The 13,972-nt window shown below is 51.7% G+C and carries 14 protein-coding genes; 6 read left to right on the top strand and 8 right to left on the bottom strand.

What is annotated here, in order from left to right; translation table 11 throughout:
• The first annotated feature begins 159 nt into the window (after nt 1–159).
• Nucleotides 160–1,563 (top strand): hypothetical protein, encoded by a 1,404-nt coding sequence (locus tag VGN67_RS09045; protein ID WP_327486484.1) that lies wholly within the window; start codon nt 160–162, stop codon nt 1,561–1,563.
• 173 nt (nt 1,564–1,736) lie between these two features.
• Nucleotides 1,737–1,916, top strand: coding sequence for a hypothetical protein (locus VGN67_RS09040; protein ID WP_327486483.1), 180 nt, complete (start codon nt 1,737–1,739; stop codon nt 1,914–1,916).
• A gap of 44 nt (nt 1,917–1,960) precedes the next feature.
• On the opposite strand, the gene VGN67_RS09035 is transcribed toward VGN67_RS09040, so the two are convergent.
• Nucleotides 1,961–2,110 carry a hypothetical protein gene (locus VGN67_RS09035; protein ID WP_327486482.1) on the bottom strand — a complete coding sequence of 50 codons (150 nt, stop codon included), beginning with the start codon at nt 2,108–2,110 and terminating at the stop codon, nt 1,961–1,963.
• Between VGN67_RS09035 and modA the strand changes: the two genes are divergently transcribed.
• The 3 genes from modA (at nt 2,109) to VGN67_RS09020 (ending at nt 4,581) form a co-directional block, all read left to right on the top strand.
• On the top strand, nt 2,109–2,873 hold the full coding sequence (modA, locus tag VGN67_RS09030) for a molybdate ABC transporter substrate-binding protein (protein WP_327486481.1): 765 nt from the start codon (nt 2,109–2,111) through the stop codon (nt 2,871–2,873). The two genes, VGN67_RS09035 and modA, sit on opposite strands and share 2 nt — an antisense overlap.
• A 204-nt stretch (nt 2,874–3,077) precedes the next feature.
• Complete coding sequence (locus VGN67_RS09025) at nt 3,078–3,851, top strand: LytTR family DNA-binding domain-containing protein (protein ID WP_327486480.1); 774 nt, start codon at nt 3,078–3,080, stop codon at nt 3,849–3,851.
• A 52-nt stretch (nt 3,852–3,903) separates the two neighbouring features.
• Nucleotides 3,904–4,581, top strand: coding sequence for an SGNH/GDSL hydrolase family protein (locus VGN67_RS09020; RefSeq protein ID WP_327486479.1), 678 nt, complete (start codon nt 3,904–3,906; stop codon nt 4,579–4,581).
• Between the two features lie 52 nt (nt 4,582–4,633).
• On the opposite strand, the gene VGN67_RS09015 is transcribed toward VGN67_RS09020, so the two are convergent.
• The 4 genes from VGN67_RS09015 to VGN67_RS09000 all read right to left on the bottom strand — a co-directional run bounded on the left by VGN67_RS09015 (nt 4,634) and on the right by VGN67_RS09000 (nt 8,203).
• A complete protein-coding gene (locus VGN67_RS09015; protein ID WP_327486478.1) occupies nt 4,634–5,617 on the bottom strand; it encodes a sterol desaturase family protein in 984 nt (327 codons plus the stop codon).
• A gap of 186 nt (nt 5,618–5,803) precedes the next feature.
• On the bottom strand, nt 5,804–6,730 hold the full coding sequence (locus VGN67_RS09010; RefSeq protein WP_327486477.1) for a DNA-3-methyladenine glycosylase: 927 nt from the start codon (nt 6,728–6,730) through the stop codon (nt 5,804–5,806).
• Nucleotides 6,731–6,815: 85 nt separating this feature from the next.
• On the bottom strand, nt 6,816–7,712 hold the full coding sequence (locus VGN67_RS09005; protein WP_327486476.1) for a nucleotidyltransferase: 897 nt from the start codon (nt 7,710–7,712) through the stop codon (nt 6,816–6,818).
• 164 nt (nt 7,713–7,876) lie between these two features.
• A complete protein-coding gene (locus VGN67_RS09000; RefSeq protein ID WP_327486475.1) occupies nt 7,877–8,203 on the bottom strand; it encodes an iron-sulfur cluster assembly accessory protein in 327 nt (108 codons plus the stop codon).
• Between the two features lie 152 nt (nt 8,204–8,355).
• Between VGN67_RS09000 and VGN67_RS08995 the strand changes: the two genes are divergently transcribed.
• Nucleotides 8,356–9,756, top strand: coding sequence for a PQQ-dependent sugar dehydrogenase (locus VGN67_RS08995; RefSeq protein ID WP_327486474.1), 1,401 nt, complete (start codon nt 8,356–8,358; stop codon nt 9,754–9,756).
• A gap of 53 nt (nt 9,757–9,809) precedes the next feature.
• Here the strand turns inward: VGN67_RS08995 and VGN67_RS08990 are convergent, their stop codons facing one another.
• From VGN67_RS08990 to thrA, 3 genes are all read right to left on the bottom strand, one after another.
• Nucleotides 9,810–10,748 carry a homoserine kinase gene (locus VGN67_RS08990; protein WP_327486473.1) on the bottom strand — a complete coding sequence of 313 codons (939 nt, stop codon included), beginning with the start codon at nt 10,746–10,748 and terminating at the stop codon, nt 9,810–9,812.
• A 119-nt stretch (nt 10,749–10,867) separates the two neighbouring features.
• The gene (locus VGN67_RS08985; protein WP_327486472.1) at nt 10,868–11,239 is read right to left on the bottom strand and encodes an endonuclease domain-containing protein; all 372 of its coding nucleotides are present in this window, start codon (nt 11,237–11,239) and stop codon (nt 10,868–10,870) included.
• Between the two features lie 163 nt (nt 11,240–11,402).
• Complete coding sequence (gene thrA / locus VGN67_RS08980; RefSeq protein WP_327486471.1) at nt 11,403–13,859, bottom strand: bifunctional aspartate kinase/homoserine dehydrogenase I; 2,457 nt, start codon at nt 13,857–13,859, stop codon at nt 11,403–11,405.
• Nucleotides 13,860–13,972 lie beyond the last annotated feature (113 nt).

The raw sequence follows: 13,972 nt of genomic DNA, 5'->3' as shown, positions 1-13,972 counted from the left end.
GACAAAAACAGAGGTGACGGTTTTGGTACTTTCCATGACACCACAGGAAAGTTATTTTTAAAAAGAGATGGTACTTTGAAAGGAAATATAGTGACCGGAGGCCTTTCTATACATAGAGCCCGAAAACCTACTACTTAACCCCTAATCTGCCATCTGTACATGAACCTTTCCCAGTTTACCGATAAACTAAATGCCGTAGAAGAACATGAGCGAGAGCGCGTACCGGAGCGAAAGTTGCGGAGCGGGCGTAGTTTTCTGGGCCTGTACGCCGGTGAGCATACCGCCGGTACCGAGTTTGTGATCGGGCCGCTGTTTGTGGCGCACGGCGTCACGGCAAGTGACCTGGTGTTCGGCCTGCTGGTGGGGAATATCCTGGCGGTACTGAGTTGGGCTTTTTTGTGTGCACCCATAGCGGTCAAAGAGCGGATTACGCTCTACTACAAGCTGGAAAAAATTTGCGGTCCGAACCTGACCAAGGTATACAACCTGGTGAACGCGCTGATGTTCTGCTTCCTGGCGGGCTCTATGATAGCCGTATCGGCCACGGCGGTGGGTATTCCCTTCAACCTGCCGCTGCCTACCCTACAGGACGTCCTGCCCAACAGCGCCCTCTGGATAGGTATCGTACTGGTGGTGGGGCTGGTGACTACGGTCATTGCCATGCTTGGATACGACCTGGTATCTTATGTAGCTAATCTGGCGGCGCCCTGGCTGTTCCTGGTGTTTGTAGCGGCAGCGGTGGCGGTTTTGCCCGAGGCAGGTGTTACCTCCCTGGGTGATTTCTGGGCCACTGCCAATAATAAAATCTGGACCGGTGTACCGCTGGAGGGGCAGTCGAAGTTTACCTTCTGGCACGTCATGTTCTTTGCGTGGTTTTGTAACATGGCCATGCACATCGGTATGGCCGACATGTCGGTACTGCGCTACGCCCGCAGCTGGAAGGCCGGTTTTACCTCGGGAGCGGGTATGTTCCTGGGGCACTACATTGCCTGGGGGGCGTCGGGTATCCTGTACGCCATTTTCCTGCAGCAGGCAGCCAACAAGCTAGAGTTCTCGCCCGGACCCGTGGCCTTCTACGCCGCCGGACTGGCCGGTGTTATTTGTGTGGTCATAGCAGGCTGGACTACCGCCAACCCTACCATTTACCGGGCGGGACTGGCGCTGCAGTCGTGGTACCCCAAGTGGAAAACCTGGAAAATAACCCTGCTGGTGGGGCTTATTACTACCTCGGCGGCCATGTTTCCGGCGTTGGTGATGCGCCTGTTGGACTTCGTAGCGCTGTACGGGCTGCTGCTGATGCCCATGGGCGCTATCATATTTACGGATGTGTACCTGTTGCCGCGGCTGGGCCTGAGCGAAGAGTATGCCCGCGAACGGGGCCTGCGCGTCAACTGGGCCGCCGGCCTCACATGGGTACTGACGCTGGCGTTTTGCCTGGCGCTGAACTGGTTCTTTGGGTTGGAGATATTCTTCCTGGGCCTGCCGGGCTGGTTTGTGGCCGTCGGGCTGTATCTGGCTATGAGTAAGGTTCTTCAGGCGGAGAAAGTACCACAAGCAGCTTGATGAGTTATTAGCCGTTAGCTGTTAGCTCTAGCTAGGAGCCGTGTCAACAGCTACCATGCCATCAGGAATGAAATGAATGGCAGTTCGCCCATATACACGATCAAAGTCTGTAGCTTGCAGCCTAATAACCGCGCGGCGGACCGCCTACTACCTAACAATCTAACTAACTACCTATGACAATCCCAAAAACACTTGCCTATATCCTCGGTGCGCTCGGGCTGGGCCTGACAATAGTACCTTCCATGCTGGTATTTTCGGGCCTTATCAGCCAGGACCAGAACAAAACCCTGATGGCCGTTGGGATGGTACTTTGGTTTGTTGCCGCCTTCCGGATTATGAAGCAGAACCCCTAAGGTACCTTAGGGATATACCGCTATGAAGATACAGAGGTAGTACTTCATCCGGCTTCTGGTACTACCACGGCCACCAGCCGGAATTTTCTTTCTTCTGTACAATTCAGGCCCGCCGTTCGCACATTTCTCAACTCTTTACTACCTTTACCCTGCACTAAAACCTCTCCGTAGGCGAGGTCTTCACCAGGGTTCATGCATAAAGTTTTACTATTCATAATACTGGTACTGACCGGCCTGGCAGGTTGTAGCGGACCAAATGAAAAAGTAGTGGTCGCTACGGCGGCTAACCTTCAGCACGTGATGCCGGAACTGAAAGCCGCGTTTGAAAGCCAGTCCGATTCCGAAATAGAGATTCAGTTTGGCTCGTCGGGACAACTCAGTACCCGCATTCGCGAAGGTGCTCCTATTGATATATTCGTATCGGCCGATACCTTGTACCCTTACGAAATTCACCGGAACGGGGGCAGCGACGCTCCGCCCCAGGTCTACGCCCGCGGTACCCTGGTACTCTGGACGCTGGATTCAACTACCACCACCGACCTCTCGTTAAGTACCCTGTTGGGTAGCTCTGTTTCTAAAATTGCCCTGGCCAATCCGGCTACTGCTCCTTTCGGTCAGGCGGCTGTGCAGGCCATGCAGCAGGCAGGTATCTACGAACAAGTAAAAGACAGGTTGCTGTACGCTGAAAATACTGCCCAGGTGACGCAGCAGCTTACTTCCGGGGCCGCCGGGGCCGGTTTTACGGCCCTGTCGATAGTACTTTCACCTGCTATGAAAGGAAAGGGGCGCTGGATAAAAATAGATAGCGCGGCCTACCGCCCTCTGGTGCAGGCGGCGGTGCTGCTCCGGCACAACGAAGACTCTTTTAAGCGACAACCCAGCCGGGATTTCTTTGAGTTTCTGTATTCCGAAAAAGCAAAGGCTATATTCCGGAATTACGGCTATGCTGTAGATTAGCTACTTCTGGCTCATAGTGCTGGTGTTTCGACTGCCCATGTGGCTGTAGCCAGTAGTGAAATCCGGGGAGGTTGGTTTCAATAGCCATCACCCAACTTTGGATTCGGTACTATTCAATTTACTATTTATTACGAATAATTCTCGGACAACTTCCTCGGACCAGCTAACTGTTTGGCCCTACGTTAGTAAGTACCTACCTCCTCTATGCAAATCCTGATTATTGAAGATGAACCACTCGTGGCCCGTACCCTGGTCAAAGCCGTCCGGGACATTGAGCCCCAGGCCCGGCTGGAAGGCCCGCTTGAAAGCGTGGAGGAGGCTATTAACTGGTTCAGCAGCCACGGTTCGCCCGACCTGATTCTGTCGGACATCCAGCTGTCCGATGGCGTAAGTTTTGAAATATTTCGACAGGTCAATACCGACTGCCCCATTATCTTCACCACCGCCTACGACGACTACGCCATCCGGGCCTTCCGGCTCAATAGTATCGACTACCTGCTCAAGCCCGTCCACGAAGAAGACCTCAAGCGGGCCTTTGCTAAGTACCACCGCTGGCGCGGTACCGGCCACACCGACCATTTTCCGAGCCAGCTGAGCCAGCTGCTCGAGCAGCTCGATACCCGCCCGGCCAAAGCTTACAAGCACCGCTTCCTGGCCCACCACCAGCGTACCGTAGTAGCGGTACCGGCCGAGCGGGTGGCGTTTTTTGTGCGGGATGAAATTATCTGGCTGGTGACGTCGGAGGGGCAACGGCTCATTACCGACTACGTTTCTCTCGACGAACTCGACGAGCTACTGGACCCCCTGCACTTCTTCCGGGCCAGCCGCCAGCATACCGTACGAAAAGAAGCCCTGGAAGGCTACCGTACCCACTACACCGGCAAGCTGGAACTCATCACGAAGGCCGCTCCCGACGAATCCATTACCGTCAGTAAGGAAAAAGCGGCTCAGTTCAGGCGTTGGTTTGAGGAAGGGTAAGGTAATTTTGGGGATACACTTCCTTATTTTATAAAAATTCAATTCAACCCGTATGCAGACATTATTAAAACTACTACGCATTTCGTTTATGACCCTACCCCTGCTGGCGATGCAGCAGGCCAAACCCACCCGCGTTATATTCTTTGGCGACTCCATTACCCAGGCGGGCGTAGGTACTAAGGGCTACATTAGCCAAATGAAAGAAATATTACAGTCACGGGGTATGGGCGACCAGTACGAGCTGATTGGCGCGGGTATTGGTGGTAATAAAATATATGACCTGTACCTCCGGATGGAGGAAGACGTGCTGGCCAAAAATCCGGATGTGGTATTTGTGTACGTAGGCATCAACGACGTCTGGCACAAGCGTACCCACGGCACCGGCACCGACCCGGATAAGTACGTAAAGTTTTACGAAGCCATTATTAAAAAGCTACAGGCTAATAATATCAAGGTAATTCTGTGTACGCCTTCGGTGATTGGCGAAAAAACCGACTATTCCAACGAGCAGGACGGCGACCTGAACTACTACGCCAGTATGATCCGGGACCTGTCCCGAAAGCACAACCTCACGCTGGTGGACCTGCGCAAAGATTTTCAGGAGCATCTGGCAGCCAACAACGCCGACAACAAAGACCGTGGCGTATTGACCACCGACCGGGTACACCTGACCGAGGCGGGAAATAAATTCCTGGCCGAAAAAATGCTGGACGGCCTGCTGAAGAAGTAATGACAGCCGGGTATTTATAGAAAAAGGGGAGCCGGTACCGGCTCCCCTTTTTCTATGAGGCCTTTCGCGTCAGCTTTACCTCCTCCTGATTAATAGGGCTGACCGGAAGTGGTTTTTTCTTACCGTATAGGGCCTCTTTGGTTTTGGCAATATCAATGGGGTCACCAAACAGGTAAAAAAGTTTCATCCTGAATCCCTTGGCTCTTTTAACATCCTCCCAGATATCCATGTACTCGTGGAAGTTAATGTAGATTGGGTTTGACTTGTGCTCAAGGCTGGTCGTGATCCCATAGACGACCTGTTCTTCCTCTTCCTGATACGTACCAAATATCCGGTCCCAGATTATAAAAGTAGCGCCGTAGTTCTTGTTGATGTACTTCTCCTGCGAGCCGTGGTGTACCCGGTGGTTGGAAGGCGTGGCCAGGAGGTACTCAATAGCCGGATGCAGCTTACGGATGTACTCGGTATGTACCCAGAACTGGAACAGGACCGCAATTTGATTCACTATAAAGAAAATAATGGGGTGAAAGCCCATCAGCGCAATGGGCAGGAAGAAGATGAGCTTGAGGTGCTGTACCCAGCTGAGCCGGAACGATACCGTGAGGTTGTAGTTTTCGCTGCTGTGGTGTACCACGTGCGTAGCCCACCAAAACCGCTGCTCGTGCGAAATGCGGTGTGCCCAGTAGCTGCACAGGTCAAACAGTACGTAGCAGGGAATGAAGGTCCACCAGGCAAAATGCATACGCCAGGGTACCTGGTTATAAAACCAGACTACAACGGTGAACAGGAAAAATTTAAGGGCAAAGGCGATGGCTACGTTTCCCAGCCCGACAAAGATGGAGCCTACGGTCTCCTTTTTATCATACAGGTCACGGTGTTGGTAGTAAGAGATGCCCCATTCCACCAGTACAAAGAAAAACATGACGGGCGCGGCCCACACTATTATTTCGGGAGCACTTTTACTAAGGCCTTCAATTTGGGTAAAATTAATTTCGGGTGCACCAAAAAGGGTGGATAAGCTAACTAAGAATGCCATTCTGAAAATTCTTTGTGGTTCTGTTAGTAATAAACGTTCTAGCTGAGAATTGTTTCAAAAGATATTAATCTCTACTCACCAATAGGCTGTTCTTACAGGTTAAAGCTAGTAAGTAACTAATTTTAACCTTATCAACCTAACATTATTGACCTAAAAAATGCGTATTCCGGGAATGATAAAGAGGCCTCAGGGGTGTAGCTTAGGGAGCAAAGGGGTACTTAGTGTGCGCCATAAGTAAAAAGTAAGATAGGCCTGCCAACCGCAAAATTTACCGAAAATAGCCTCCAGTTCCGCCCGGGCGGGGCGTTTGGGCAACCCTTTTACGGCATGAAGCGCGTTGTATAGACCAACATCGCCGTGGGGAATACAGGTAGGTACTTTTAGCGATTTCATTAAAGCGTAGTTGGCCGTCCACTCGCCAATGCCTTTCAGCGCGGTCAGCTCCTGAATCATCGCTTCGGCCGAAGGTAAAGCCAGGAGTTTTTCTTTGGATATCTCGCCGGCAGCGAAGGTACGGGCTACGGTAATGAGGTACTCCGCTTTCCGGCCGGAGAACTGAAGCGCCCGAAGTACTTCCGGCTCCACGGCCGCCACCTGCTCCGGGGTAGGAAACAGGTAGTAACGTGTATCGTCCCAGTCGAGGGGCTGGCCCAGCGTCTTGACCAGCCGCCGCTTGAGAGAATAGGCAAATGAAAGATTGATTTGCTGACCAATGATGCTCCAGCACAGGGCTTCAAACAGGTCAGGAATACCCATCAGCCGCAGCCCAAAATACGCTTCTGCCATAAAAGCCAGCTCCGGGTCTGTTTTCAAAATGGTATAAAATGGGGCTAGGTCCAGGTCCAGATCAAATAGTTCACGCACGTAGTGAATCAGGGCTACCGGTTCGGTAACCTCACCTCGCAGTACCTCAATAACTAATTGCTGATGCCCTTCCGAAATTTTTACCAGCAGGGGTCTTCCGGCGATCCGGATGGGTTTTATGACCGCATCCGGCAGAATCCGGTGCATGATGTCGTCGTAGTTCCGGTCCAGAAACCACAGGCATTCCCGAAAGCTGAAAAGGAGTGGGGTAGGGGTGTAGTAGGTGCGGGGGCGGCTATCGGGTACCATGGGTATACTACTTAAAAGTTAAACCTAAAATAGCCCGGCCCCACCGGGCTATTTTAGAAAAAGGTACTTGGCAGGTACTTCCGGTCTACCACAAGGTAGGAGGGTACTTACCCGAACTGTGCAACTCGCTCAGGGCCGCCTGCACGGTGGGTTTGTCTTCGGGGTAGGTAACGCCAAACCAGTCCGACTGGCTGGTGAAGACCCGGCATTGGCCCAAATCATTGAAGATCATATTGGTAACAATATAAGGAATATAGAACTCTGCCTTGGGCGTAGTTAAATTAGCCGTGGCGTAGGCTTCAAAAAGCTGTTTGGTAAGGGGGAATACCGAAGGCTTGAAACCCCAGAAATTCATGGAAACGGGAGTGTCAGCGGGTAGCTCGGTAAGTATGTCATCTTCCTCAAAGTAGATCCGGCCCAGGTCCTGGTATATTTTGGTCCGCTCCACTACCGACGACAGGTTACCATTACTGTTCACTACACATACGCCGCGCGACACAGTACCATTCTCAGACAAGGTACGCTTCAGCTCGTAGCCAATCATGGCGTGCTGGTTATCATCGGTGTCGTTCTGCAGGAACTCCGCCATGGTAGCAAACGCCTCCCGACCGTAAAAGTCATCGGCATTGATGACCGCGAAGGGAGTAGAAGTTTGTTCCCAGGCGCACAGCATGGCGTGGCCGGTACCCCAGGGCTTGGTGCGCTCTACGGGACCCAACTCTGCGGGTACATAAGACTGGATGCCCTGAATGGCAAAGTCGTACGCTATTTTTCCCCGCAGCCTGGGGGCAAACACAGCTTCCATTTCATCCCGAATTTCGTCGCGGACAATAAAGACTACTTTGCCAAAGCCGCCGCGGATAGCGTCAAAAAGAGAATAATCTATGATAGTTTCACCATTGGGGCCAAACTGATCGAGCTGTTTGATGCCGCCGTAGCGACTGCCCATGCCGGCTGCTAATATCAAAAGAGTAGGTTTCATTGGTCGTGTGAGTTTGGATTAAAACAGGTATTGGAGCGGCAAGTTAAAAACTTATGCCTAAAGCATTGAACTTGTACCCGGGTGTTTTGAAAGATAAGGAACAAAAAAAGCGCCGCGTGGAAGCTCGCGACGCTTTAAACTACACTTAATCAAAAAATAAAACTTTATACAGAGAAGCTTTCCCCGCAACCGCAGGTACGGGAAGCGTTGGGATTTACAAACTGAAACCCTTTACCGTTCAGGCCGTCGCTGAAATCCAGCACTGTACCGGCCAGGTAAAGAATGCTTTTTTTATCAACTACGATACGAATCCCCTTATCTTCAAAGATCATATCCGTAGGTTGGGTATTGGTATCAAATTCCAGATTATACATCAGTCCCGAGCAGCCCCCGCCCTCTACACCCACACGGATGTGGTTTTCGTCGGTGCGGCCTTCTTCGCGGCGCAGTGTTTCAATTCTCTCTTTGGCTTTGTCCGTTACCGTTACCATAATTTTCTTTCAATTGGGATTTATTACTAATAACTTTTTTAAGAAAAGGAAAGTTCGGATTATAGCGTACTGACGTTAAAAAGGCAAAGTTAAGGAAGCTTCTGATACCATAGGCAGGAGTAGAAAGAGAAATCCGGTTAAAATTCACCTATATGAAATATGTGCTGTCTGCCATTTTTTTGCTTGTAACCTTTGGCGTTGGGTATGCCCAGGAGGGTAAAAGCCTGTATAGTACGCATTGTGCGGGTTGTCATGGCGTCAGTTTAGCCGGAACAACGTCAGGTCCGGCGCTGATAAAAAATGACTGGAAAACTACGGCCGGCAAAGAGATTATTGCTCATGCCATCCGGGCAGGGGTACCCGGTACTACGATGGTTGCCTGGGACAAGGCGCTGACCTCCCGGCAGATCGAAGCCATTACGGATTTTATAAGTACCTCCCAACAAACACAGCCGGGGCAACAGGCAGGGGTTTCTCCTGTTAGTAAGACTACCTCTGCCTATACGCTGAAAATCGAAAAAATAGTAACTGAGAATCTCAAAACTCCCTGGGGTATTGAATTTGTCAGTAAAGACAGCGCCCTGGTAACCGAAAAGCGAGGTACCCTGCGGTGGCTAGTGAAGGGGGAACTGGTTGCTGAACCCATATCCGGACTACCCGTAGCCTACCTGGGTACCAGCACTGCTGGCCTGATGGACATCGCACTGGACCCTGACTACCGGACCAAAGGCTGGGTGTACCTGGCCATAAGCCAGAGCAACGGGGATAGTCAGGCAAAAAATGCCCTGGCCTTAACGAAGATCATTCGGGGAAAGGTAAAGCAGAATCGGTGGGTGGAGGAACAAACCCTGTTTGAGGTACCTGACTCTCTCAAAGTGGTCAACGGCAATCGCTGGGGTTGTCGGTTTCTGTTTGATAAAGACGGGTACCTGTTCTTCTCGATAGGGGACATGGGAAAAGCCATGGACTCACAGGATCCGGGCAAGGCTACGGGCAAGGTTTTCCGGATCAATCCGGACGGGAGTATTCCCAAAGACAACCCTTTTGCGGATAAAAAAGGCGCTTTGGCGGCCCTGTACTCGCTTGGAAACCGGAACGTACAGGGAATTTCGCAGCATCCGGAAACCGGGAATATCTGGATCACCGAGCACGGTCCCAAAGGAGGTGATGAGTTGAACATCCTGAAAAAAGGCGCCAACTATGGATGGCCCGTTATTACGTACGGAATAGACTACAACGGAGATACAATTACGGATAAAACGCATCAGGAGGGGATGGAGCAGCCTGTTACCTACTGGACCCCTTCCATTGCTGTATCGGCGGCGGAGTTCTGCACCAGTCCGCTGTTTCCGGCCTGGCGAAACAATCTGCTGGTAGGGGCACTGGCTTTTCAGGAACTCCGGCGACTGTCTATTGATACTGACAAAGTAGTAGATCAGGAGCTGCTTCTGAAAGGGATGGGAAGGATACGTGATATAAAATTCGGCCCGGACGGTGCCCTGTATGTACTGACCAATGATCCGGATGGCATTCTTCGGATCACGGTTGAGTAAATGGTACCTCCCCGGGCAGGATGAAAAACGCGGTAGCTGCCCACTACTTGTCCCTACCTTTTTTCCAGCAGTTTAGGACCTTCTTTGTTGATACCTGACACGTGCAGCTTACTGCTGATTCCGGCCAGTTCGAAGGTTTCCTGCATGGCTTTCCCGATGCGCGCGGCTTCCAGACGGCTTTTACTCAGGGCAAACATGGACGGTCCGGCTCCCGAAATACTGCACCCGAGTGCGTCATTGTCCAGGGCGGCCTGCTTGACTTCGTTAAATTCAGGGATCAGAATAGCGCGCACGGGTTCAATGATCACATCCACGAGCGAGCGGCTTATCAGGTCAAAGTCTTCCTTCATCAATCCGGTTATAAGGCCCGCCACATTACCCATCTGCGAGATTGTATTCTTGAGCGATACCTCGTTGCGCAGGATATAACGGGCGTCTTTGGTATTCACCTCAATGTCGGGATGTACCAGCGTACAGTGCAGACTATCGGGTACGGGTACGGTGAAAACATCCAGCGGCTGGTAGCTTCGAATAACCACAAAACCACCCAGTAAAGAGGGCCCTACGTTATCGGCATGCGCCGAGCCGCAGGCGATGCGTTCGCCTTCAATGGCAAAGGGCAGGAGTTGGTGGCGCGTAAAAGGCTGGCCCAGCAGCTCGTTGATGGCAAAAACCCCGGCCACGGCACTGGCCGCGCTGGAACCCATGCCACTACCCAGGGGCATATTTTTGTGCAGCGTTACCTCACAGCCCACGTCCAGGCGGTCCAGCTTCTTCAGCAGGTGCTGCATAACCACCGTAACGGCGTTGCGGGAGGCGTCGCGGGGGAGCCGGCCTTCGTCACCCGTTATATCCATAATAACAATACCCGGCTCATCGCGACGACGTACCTCTACTATGTCGCCGGGTTCATCTACGGCAAAGCCAAATATGTCAAATCCGCAGGCTACATTGGCTACCGTAGCGGGGGCAAAGGCTTTTATATAATTCATGTGTTCGGTCTGTTCGGCTCTTTTACACCTTCCTTTTTTAGCTCCAAACAAGAAGGTCCCTTTACTTCCCTCCTAACAAAGAGGGACTGAGGCGGCCGCCGCGCGGGAGGTGTATTTAGTTACAATTTCCGCTCTTCAAAATCTGCAATATAATTTTCTATTGCTTTCAGTACGCCATTCATATTATTCATTACTTCTCTATCATCAAACCGAAGTACTTTTAGTCCCAACTTCTGACAAGCTTCTTCCTTGCGCAGGTCATTGGTCGCTACTTCCTCAAAGCTATGGCTATATCCATCAATTTCTATTACAAGCATTAGTTCATGACAGAAGAAGTCCGCTATATAGTTGCCAATAGGCTTTTGTCGATGAAAATCATAACCCATCTGGTCACGCTTAAGGTACTGCCACAGCCGGATTTCAGACTTGGTGGCGTTATTCCTTAGCTGCCGCGCCAGTTCCTTCAGCTTGGGATTATAATAGATTTTCATGGCTGTGTTGACTTTTATACCCTCCTCTTAATACACCCTCCTCAATCCTCCCTTATTAGGGAGGAGGTACTTTTTTACTTCCCTACTAACAAGGCACGGTCCGGAGGAGCGCCTCCCGCCGCAGCAGGGAATAAAGCGGCTACAGCGCGGGAGGTGTTATAATCTACCCCAGATAGCTACTGATGCTCATGATATCGGCAAATACGCCCGAGGCGGTCACTTCGGCCCCGGCGCCGGGGCCCTTCACGACCAGCGGTCGGTCCTTATAACGTTCGGTGGTGAAGGATACTATATTATCACTACCCGACAAGGTATAGAACGGGTGCTGAGGTCCTACAGTACGTAACTCCACCTTGGCCTCTCCGTCTTCGAGGGTCGCTATGTACCGAAGTACTTCCCCTTTGGCCTGCGCGTTGGCCAGGAGCTCTTCAAAATAATCATTCCGGGCTTCCAGTTCGGCAAAGAAACTTTCTACGCTGGGGGCTTTCAGGCAGCTGTCAGGCAGTAGCTGGGCTACGGTTATATCTTCCGGCTCCATCGGTACGCCTACTTCACGCGCCAGGATCAGGATTTTGCGGGCTACGTCGGTACCGCTAAGGTCGTCGCGCGGGTCCGGTTCGGTGTAGCCCTTAGCTTTGGCGTCGCGTACTACGTCCACAAACCGGATATTCTGATTAAAGGTATTGAATATAAAAGACAAGGTACCCGATACGATGGCTTCAATTTTAAGAAACTTGTCGCCGCTGGCCATTAGGCCCTGAATGGTGTTGATAATGGGTAATCCGGCCCCGACGTTGGTTTCGTAGAGGAATTTCACGCCGCGCTGCAAGGCTGTCCGCTGCAGGCGCAGGTACTCGTCGTAGCGTCCGGAGTTGGCTACTTTGTTGGGTGTTACGACCGATATGCTGGCGTCAAGCAGCGTTTCGTAATAGCGGACAATGTCTTTATCGGAAGTACAGTCGACGAATACACTGTTGGGCAGGTTAAGTTCTTTAATGCGCTGCACAAAGGCTGGCAAACTGGTTTTTACGCCCTGGTCAGCCAGGTGGTCGCGCCAGTCTTTCAGAGAAACGCCGTCCGGTTCAAGCAGCATCTTGCGGGTATTGGATAACCCGATAACATTAACGATCAGCAGCTTTTCGTTACGGAGGTACTTCTCCTGGTCACAAAGCTGCTTGAGAAGGGTACTCCCGATCAGTCCGACCCCCACGATAAAAAGGTTGAGAGATCGGGTCTCAGACTGAAAAAAAACACCGTGGATGGCGTTAAGCGCCTTAGAGAGGTCATTTTTGGAAATAACGACGGAAATATTCAACTCCGAAGAGCCCTGGGCGGTAGCGATAACATTGATACCATTCTTACCCAGAACCGAAAACAGCTTGCCGGATACCCCCGTACTTTGCCGCATTCCTTCTCCCACAATGGCCAGAATAGAAACGTGCTTCTCAATGCTGATGCTGTCGATATCTCCGGTGGCAATTTCAGCCTGGAATTCTTTTTCCAGTACCTCGCGGGCCTTGTCGGCGTTGCGCGGGTCAATGGTAAAGCAAATAGAATGTTCCGAAGAGGCCTGCGAAATAAGGATTACGCTGATATAATTTTCAGAAAGTGTCGTAAAAAGGCGGGCCGATATGCCAGCCACCCCAATCATACCACTTCCCTGAATATTAACCATGGCGGTATCGTCAATGGACGAAATACCGGTGATGGCGTAGTCTTTGCCGTTGGCTGAGCGACTCACCAGGGTACCTTCAAAACCCGTATTGAACGTATTAAGTACCTTAAGCGGTATATTTTTGGCAAAAGCAGGCTGCAGACTGGGCGGATAAATGACCTTGGCCCCGAAGTGCGACAGCTCCATGGCTTCGGCGTAGGAAATCGAGGGAATGGTAAAGGCGTTGGGTACCTTGCGCGGGTCAGCGGTCATCATACCGTCCACGTCCGTCCATATTTCTATAACGTCAGCGTCCAGGGCAGCCCCAAAAATAGAAGCCGTGTAGTCGGAACCACCGCGCCCCAGCGTAGTGGTAATACCCTCCGCCGTAGAGGACACAAAGCCCGTAATACACTGTAGGGCGCTGCTTTTGGCAAAATGTTCCAGAATGTGGCGATCCGTAGTGGTAAAATCTACTTCGGCCATGCCAAAATGGGCGTTGGTGCGTACCAGCTGGCGGGCATCGCAGTATTCGGTGGCCACACCGCGGTGCTTAAGCGCCTCGGTAATGATGGTCGTGGAAAGCCGCTCGCCAAAACTCATGATCAGGTCGAGGGTGCGGGGGGTCAGCTCCCGGATCAGGTACACGCCGCGCAGCAGGTCTTCCAGTTCATTAACCAGCCCCTTTACGGTAGCGAAAGTACTGCTCTGGCTCTTGACACCGATCAGTCCGCGGATGGTCGTAAAGTGTCTTTCTTCCACCGCTTTCAGCAGGTCCAGGTACTCGCCGTTGCCGGCGGCCGCCATCCGGCCTATCTCGATGAGCCGGTTCGTAACGCCACCCATGGCCGAGAAAACGACCGCAATGCGCTCTCCCTGCGCCAGATTATTTTCAAGAATACTGATTACCTGCTTAATGCTGTCAACCGTACCGACCGACGTGCCGCCAAATTTGAGAACCTTCATTACTAAGTAGTCACGAAATGATAAAATATCAGCCGAATGAACCTGTATCAGGCTGATTCGGCTGCAAATATAGTAATTCATAGGGCTGTCGGGACGGTGCACTCTAAAAAGTA

Origin of the sequence: Telluribacter sp., from assembly GCF_035998675.1 — a bacterium.
Taxonomy (GTDB): Bacteria; Bacteroidota; Bacteroidia; order Cytophagales; family Spirosomataceae; genus Telluribacter.
Note: the sequence above shows the minus strand (reverse complement) of the source record. Positions and strands in the feature narration are given on the sequence as shown.

What these genes read in the sequence shown, in the direction of transcription:
- VGN67_RS09045 (WP_327486484.1), top strand. Translation starts at nt 160, where the DNA reads ATGAACCTTTCCCAGTTTACCGATAAACTAAATGCCGTAGAAGAACAT.
- VGN67_RS08990 (WP_327486473.1), bottom strand. Translation starts at nt 10,748, where the DNA reads ATGAATTATATAAAAGCCTTTGCCCCCGCTACGGTAGCCAATGTAGCC.
- VGN67_RS09000 (WP_327486475.1), bottom strand. Translation starts at nt 8,203, where the DNA reads ATGGTAACGGTAACGGACAAAGCCAAAGAGAGAATTGAAACACTGCGC.
- VGN67_RS09015 (WP_327486478.1), bottom strand. Translation starts at nt 5,617, where the DNA reads ATGGCATTCTTAGTTAGCTTATCCACCCTTTTTGGTGCACCCGAAATT.
- VGN67_RS09040 (WP_327486483.1), top strand. Translation starts at nt 1,737, where the DNA reads ATGACAATCCCAAAAACACTTGCCTATATCCTCGGTGCGCTCGGGCTG.
- VGN67_RS09035 (WP_327486482.1), bottom strand. Translation starts at nt 2,110, where the DNA reads ATGAACCCTGGTGAAGACCTCGCCTACGGAGAGGTTTTAGTGCAGGGT.
- VGN67_RS08995 (WP_327486474.1), top strand. Translation starts at nt 8,356, where the DNA reads ATGAAATATGTGCTGTCTGCCATTTTTTTGCTTGTAACCTTTGGCGTT.
- modA (WP_327486481.1), top strand. Translation starts at nt 2,109, where the DNA reads ATGCATAAAGTTTTACTATTCATAATACTGGTACTGACCGGCCTGGCA.
- thrA (WP_327486471.1), bottom strand. Translation starts at nt 13,859, where the DNA reads ATGAAGGTTCTCAAATTTGGCGGCACGTCGGTCGGTACGGTTGACAGC.
- VGN67_RS09010 (WP_327486477.1), bottom strand. Translation starts at nt 6,730, where the DNA reads ATGGTACCCGATAGCCGCCCCCGCACCTACTACACCCCTACCCCACTC.
- VGN67_RS09005 (WP_327486476.1), bottom strand. Translation starts at nt 7,712, where the DNA reads ATGAAACCTACTCTTTTGATATTAGCAGCCGGCATGGGCAGTCGCTAC.
- VGN67_RS09025 (WP_327486480.1), top strand. Translation starts at nt 3,078, where the DNA reads ATGCAAATCCTGATTATTGAAGATGAACCACTCGTGGCCCGTACCCTG.
- VGN67_RS08985 (WP_327486472.1), bottom strand. Translation starts at nt 11,239, where the DNA reads ATGAAAATCTATTATAATCCCAAGCTGAAGGAACTGGCGCGGCAGCTA.
- VGN67_RS09020 (WP_327486479.1), top strand. Translation starts at nt 3,904, where the DNA reads ATGCAGACATTATTAAAACTACTACGCATTTCGTTTATGACCCTACCC.